The sequence below is a fragment of the Micromonospora sp. D75 genome (assembly GCF_018070405.1).
Taxonomy (GTDB): Bacteria; Actinomycetota; Actinomycetes; order Mycobacteriales; family Micromonosporaceae; genus Micromonospora; species Micromonospora chalcea.
Genome location: NZ_JAGPXV010000394.1, coordinates 1 through 5,602, shown reverse-complemented (window position 1 = coordinate 5,602; position 5,602 = coordinate 1). Strand labels below are relative to the sequence as shown.

Genomic DNA, 5,602 nt, shown 5'->3' with positions numbered 1-5,602 from the left:
AGGCGCTGGGGCCGGTGCCGGCCGGGGTCCGCCTGGCCGACGGGCCGCTGGCGATGCGGCTGGTGCTGCCGACCTGCGCCGCGCTGGTGCAGCAGGGCGGGGCCGGCACCACCATGACCGCGCTCGCGTACGGCGTGCCGCAGCTCGTCCTGCCGCAGGTCAGCGACCAGCACTTCAACGGTGAACGGCTGGCGGCCACCGGCGCGGGCGCCTGGCTGACCCGCGAGCAGGCCACCGCCGCCGCGGTGCGGGACCTCGTCCGCGAGCTGATCGCCGACGGCCCGTGGCGGCGCGCGGCGGCGCTGATGCGCGACCGGGTCCACGCCATGCCCGCCCCCGCCGACCTGGTGCCGACGCTCGCCGCCCTGGCCCGGGGCGGCCCGATCTGAGGAGTCGCAGATGACGCAGGACCCACCGGCCATCCCGTACCCGCTCGCGCCGGCTCCGACGATCTACCACCCGTCGCCGGACTACACCCGGATGCGCGAGACGTGCCCGGTGGCCCGGGTCGAGCTGCCCGACGGGGCGTGCGCGTACCTGGCCACCCGGCACGCCGACGTGCGCCGTGTCTTCACCGACCAGCGGTTCAGCCGGGCCGCCGCGGCCGGCCCGAACCGCCCGACCCGGGAGCTGGGCTCGCTCGCCGAGGACTCGTTGATCGGGATGGACCCGCCCCGGCACACCACGATGCGCCGGGCCGTGTCGCACGCGTTCACCGTCCGCCGGGTGGAGGAGCTGCGCCCGAGGGTCGCGGCGCTCGTCGACGCCATGATCGACGACCTGGTGGCCGCGGGTCCGCCCGCCGACCTGATCACGCACGTCTCCGGCCCGCTGCCGATCTCCGTGATCAGCACGCTGTTCGGCATCCCCGAGCGGGACCGGGAGCGGGTACGTCAGTGGTCGGACGCGCTCGTCGGCGACTGGGACGCCGACCCGGAGGCGCCCCGGGCCGCGCTGGAGGCGTTCCGCGAGCTGATCGAGCAGCGGCGCCGCGAGCCCGGCGACGACCTGATGAGCGCGCTCATCGCGGTCTGGGACGAGCACGACGACCTCACCGAGCGGGAGCTGGTCTCGGTCACCGCCGGCATCTTCGTCGGCGGGCACGAGACCACCACCAACCAGCTCAACCTGTTCCTGCTCGTACTGGCCCGCCACCCCGAGCAACTGGCCGCGCTGCGCGGCGACGACCCGGTCGCGGTGGCCCGGGCGGTCGAGGAGCTGTCCCGCTTCATTCAGCTCGGCGACAACGGGGTGCTACTGCCCCGCGTCACGACCGAGGAGGTGGAGCTGGGTGGCGTACGCCTGCCGGCCGGCGCCGCGGTGCTGCCGGCGATCGCGTCGGCGAACCGGGACGCCACCGTGTTCCCGGGCGCGGACACGCTCGACCTGACCCGCGCGCACAACCCGCACCTGGCCTTCGGCGCCGGCCCGCACCACTGCCTCGGCGCGGCGCTGGCCCGGATGGAGCTGCAGGAGGCGCTCGGCGGCCTGCTGCGCCGGCTGCCCGGGCTGCGGCTCGCGGTCGACGAGTCGCAGCTGCGGTTCCGGCCTGGTCTGGTGGTGCGCAGCCTGGAGTCGCTGCCGGTGACCTGGGACGCGTGACCGGCGCTGTGACCGGTCAGCCGCCCGCCGATCCCGGGACCACCCGGGTCGGGGCGGCGGGGTCGAGAGCCGCCTCCACCGCCACCTCCTCCACGCCGCGCAGCAGCCGTTCCGCCTGCTCCTCGGTGAAGCAGCCGAAGTCGAAGATGACCTGGAGGTAGACCGTCTCCGGCTGGTCCTCGACGGTGATGAACACCTGCTCGGGCAGGTGGTCCAGCGGGCCGTCCCAGACCAGGAACGTCTCGTCGGCGCGGCGGCGGATCCGCTCGACGGTCACCGGGTCGTCGTGCAGCCCGACGTCGGCCGCCTGCCGCGTGGTCACCCGCCGGTCGTTGATCCGGCAGCTGATCCGGGCCGGGTATCCGCGTTCGGTGTCCAGCCGGTCGGAGACCTCCGCGAGCTGCGCCGGGTCGTAGTAGGCGTACTTCCCGGCCGACACCGCGGCCCGGCGGGCACGCGTCACCACCTCGTCCACAGTGGTGTCGGCGGTGTCGACGCGCAGCACGCCGTTCTGGCTCAGCGGGGCGATGGCCTCGGCGAAGCCCGGCCGGAACCGGTTGCCGACGATGAGCTTGGCGGTGAGCGGACTGACGCCGGTGGCCCGGCCGATCGCGACCGCGATGACGGCCAGCAGCACGCGCGAGGTGTCGGTGCGGGTCCGCGCCGCGATGGCCCGCACCGCCAGGTACGCCGCCGGTGAGCTGAACCGGCCGTGCCAGTACCGGTGCCCCCGGCGCCCACCGGCGGCCGGCTCGCCGAACGTCAGCGGCGGGATGTCCCGCAGGTGCTCCGCCCAGTGCCGCACGGCCCGGTCGCTGACCCGGCGCAGCGGCGGCGTCTCCTCCCGCCGGCCCAGGTCGAGGATCTGCACGGTACGCGGGTCGGCGACCCGGCGGACCGGGCGGCCGGCGAGGCCCAGATCGGCCAGGAGCAGCGACGTGGCGGTGCCGTCGACCACGAGGTGGTCGATGGTGAGCACCCGGTGCACCAGGACGCCCCGGTGCCGGATCACCGCCATCTTCACCGACCAGTCGCGGTAGAGATCGTAGTGGCTCAGCAGGCGGGCGTGGCCCAGGTCGTAGGCGAACGTGGCCACGTCGGCCGGGTCGGCGTCGTCGGGCACGTCCACCACGTCCAGGACCGTCTCGCCGGTGGCCGACACGACCTGGCACGGACCGCCGTCGCCCTCGCCCAGCCGCATCCGCAGCGCCGGGTGCCGGGCCATCAGCGCGGCGAACTCGGCCGCCACCTGCTCGACCGTGACGCCCGGCGGCACCGGGTGGGCGCCGCTGACGTTGTGCGTCCAGCCGGTCTCCCGCATGTCCTGCATGATGGCCTTCTGCCCCCAGGTCAGGGGCGCGACGCCGGCGCCCGGCCCGGCGAACGCGACGGGAACGTGGGCCTGGACCGTCTGCGCGAACACCGGTCAATGAGAGCAACGCACATCGGTGTGTGTCAACGCGACGGCGCACCGTTACGCTGCCGTCCATGCGGGACACCGTACGGGTCTGGGTGCTTGCGGCCGGGGCGCCGCCGGACGTGCTGGCCCGGTACCGGGCGGTGCTCGACCCGGCCGAGCGGGCCCGGGCCGCGCGGCTCGCCGCCGACGGGCTGCGGGACCGGTTCACGGTGGCGCACGGCGCGCTGCGCGTGCTGGCCGGGCGGGCCACGGGCGCGCCACCGGCGGCGCTGACCTGGCGCCGCGGCCGGTACGGCAAACCGGCGCTGACCGGGCCGTGGCGCGGCCTGCACACCAGCCTGTCCTACTCCGGCGATCTGGTCGCGGTGGCGCTCAGCGACGGCCGCCCGGTCGGGGTGGACATCCAGCACGTCGTGCCGGGCGGGGACCCGGTGCCGGCGTCCGCGCGCTTCTTCCACCCCCGGGAGGCGCGGCACGTCGCCGCCGGCCCCGACCAGGCCGCCCGGGCGCGGCGGTTCGTGCGGCTGTGGGCCCGCAAGGAGGCGGCCGTCAAGGCGGCCGGGGGCCGGCTGTGGCCCAACCTCGGGATGCCGGTGGACCGGGCCGACGTGGTCGAGTGCGCCGACCCGGCCGGCCGGCACCGGCTCGCCGACCTGGTCGCGCCACGGGGGTACGCGGTGGCGGTGGCGCTGGCCGGCGACGAGCCGTACGCCGTCGAGTGTCGCACCGACCTCGGTGACTGCCCGTGACCACCATCGCACCCGTTGACACTCACCGATCTCCCCTGCTCTGATGACTCCATGCTGGAGCGCGTGATCGACCCGTGGGAGCCCCGGTGCTAGAACACGACGCGCCGCCCCGGGACCAGGTCGTGGACCGCCTGACCGTGCTGCTGACCCGCATGCTGCGGCCGGACGCGCCGGTCACCGAGCAGACCCAGCTGATGGACGAGCTCGGCCTCAGCTCCTCGCTCGGCCTGGAGTTGCTGCTGGCGCTGGAGGACGAGCTGGAGATCCAGATCGACGTCGAGGAGCTGGACGAGGACCGGATGGCGACGCTCGGGGACCTGGCCGACTACATCACCGCCAACTCCACCGCGCGCTGAGCATGCCCACAGCGGACCGGCCCAGCCTGAGCGTGGTGGTGCCCGCGCACGAGAACCCGTCCGCGCTCGACACCACGCTGCGCTCGCTGACCCGGCAGACGCTGCCGGCCGCCGACTTCGAGGTCGTCGTCGGCGACGACGGGTCGGCCGTCGCGCTGGGCCCGGTGGTGGACGCGTACCGGGGCCGGCTGCGGATCGAGTACGTGCGCAGCGACCGGAACCGGGGGCGCAGCGCCAACCGCAACGCGGCGGCGGCCCGGGCCCGCGCGGCCACGCTGATGTTCCTGGACGCCGACACGGTGGCGCATCCCACGCTGCTCAAGCGGCACCGCGACTTCCACGCCGGGCGCGCCGGCCGGCCCGGGGTGCTGCTCGGCCAGCGGTACGACCTGGACTGGGCCGGCGCGGACGCGCTGCGCCGCGGCGAGCCGGTCGTGCCGGCGATGCTGGACGCCGAGCGCGGCGACCCGCGGCTGGAGGACATCGCCCTCCCGCAGCGGATGGGCGACTTCCCGAGCGCGCCCTGGGTGCTGGGCCTGACCCACAACGCGTCGGTGGACCACGAGTCGTTCCGGCGGGTCGGTGGCTTCGACGAGGCGATGGTCAAGTGGGGCTTCGAGGACCTGGAGTTCTTCTACCGGGTGTTCCACCTGCACGGCGCCCCGCCGGAGCTGTTCCGGCTGGACGTCGACGCGCTCTCCTACCACCTCCCGCACTTCCGCAAGACGTCCAACGGGATCGCCTCGATGGACAACATGAAGTACCTGCTGCGCAAGCACCTGCGCTACGACGTCGAGGTGCTGTACGGGATCAACACGTTCGGCCGGCACCTGGGCCGGATCCGGCTCTACGGCGCGGCCATCGAGGCGTACCGCTCCGGTGGGCTGGGCCGGCCGGACGTGCTGCCCGGGTCGCTCGGCGACGAGCTGGCCACGAGCGCCGCGCTGGTCGTCGGCAACGGCGTGTCCGCGCTCGACCTGGGCCCCGGGTCGCACACGTTCGACCACGACGCGCCGGTCGGCGGGACGAACTCCCACCTGCTCGGCACCGTGCTCCAGCAGTTCAAGGCCGGCGCGCTGGACGTGATCGTCAACGTCGACATGTGGCGCTGCCTGCTCCCCGAGGACCTGCCGGCGTTCCTCACCCGGGGGCTGCTCAAGGCCGACCGGATCGAGCTGGTCGCCACCCGTACCGGCCTGGACCAGCGCGCTCTGCTGCCGGTGCCGCTCGTCGCCGACCTGGACTACGTGGCCGACATGCTGCGCCCGCACTTCAGCGTCGCCGTCGCCGCGTACGACGCGGCCAGGGTGATCACGCTCCGCTGACCCGCCGCTCAGGCGGGCCGCGCCAGGACGAGGCTGACGTTGTGGCCGCCGAAGCCGAACGAGTTCGACAGCACCGCGTCCACCGTCGTCGCGCGTGCCCGCCCACGGATGTGGTCGACCTCGCCGTCGCGCTCCGGCTCGTCCAGGTTG

General features: G+C 74.8%; 6 protein-coding genes. 5 read left to right on the top strand and 1 reads right to left on the bottom strand.

The window, feature by feature from the left end:
- Both KBX39_RS21410 and KBX39_RS21405 read left to right on the top strand, forming a co-directional pair.
- Positions 1 to 389: glycosyltransferase (locus tag KBX39_RS21410; RefSeq protein WP_369010119.1), on the top strand; the 389-nt coding region annotated here is incomplete at its 5' end.
- 10 nt (positions 390 to 399) lie between these two features.
- Complete coding sequence (locus KBX39_RS21405; RefSeq protein ID WP_043323260.1) at positions 400 to 1,602, top strand: cytochrome P450; 1,203 nt, start codon at positions 400 to 402, stop codon at positions 1,600 to 1,602.
- Positions 1,603 to 1,618: 16 nt separating this feature from the next.
- On the opposite strand, the gene KBX39_RS21400 is transcribed toward KBX39_RS21405, so the two are convergent.
- Positions 1,619 to 3,025 carry a condensation domain-containing protein gene (locus KBX39_RS21400; protein WP_210872163.1) on the bottom strand — a complete coding sequence of 469 codons (1,407 nt, stop codon included), beginning with the start codon at positions 3,023 to 3,025 and terminating at the stop codon, positions 1,619 to 1,621.
- A gap of 65 nt (positions 3,026 to 3,090) precedes the next feature.
- On the opposite strand from KBX39_RS21400, the gene KBX39_RS21395 reads away from it, so the two are divergent.
- The 3 genes from KBX39_RS21395 (at position 3,091) to KBX39_RS21385 (ending at position 5,452) form a co-directional block, all read left to right on the top strand.
- On the top strand, positions 3,091 to 3,771 hold the full coding sequence (locus KBX39_RS21395) for a 4'-phosphopantetheinyl transferase superfamily protein (protein WP_210872161.1): 681 nt from the start codon (positions 3,091 to 3,093) through the stop codon (positions 3,769 to 3,771).
- 86 nt (positions 3,772 to 3,857) lie between these two features.
- Entirely contained in the window at positions 3,858 to 4,127 is a 270-nt protein-coding gene (locus tag KBX39_RS21390) for a phosphopantetheine-binding protein (RefSeq protein WP_030499105.1), read from the top strand.
- A gap of 2 nt (positions 4,128 to 4,129) precedes the next feature.
- The gene (locus KBX39_RS21385) at positions 4,130 to 5,452 is read left to right on the top strand and encodes a glycosyltransferase family 2 protein (protein WP_210872159.1); all 1,323 of its coding nucleotides are present in this window, start codon (positions 4,130 to 4,132) and stop codon (positions 5,450 to 5,452) included.
- Positions 5,453 to 5,602: the final 150 nt, after the last annotated feature.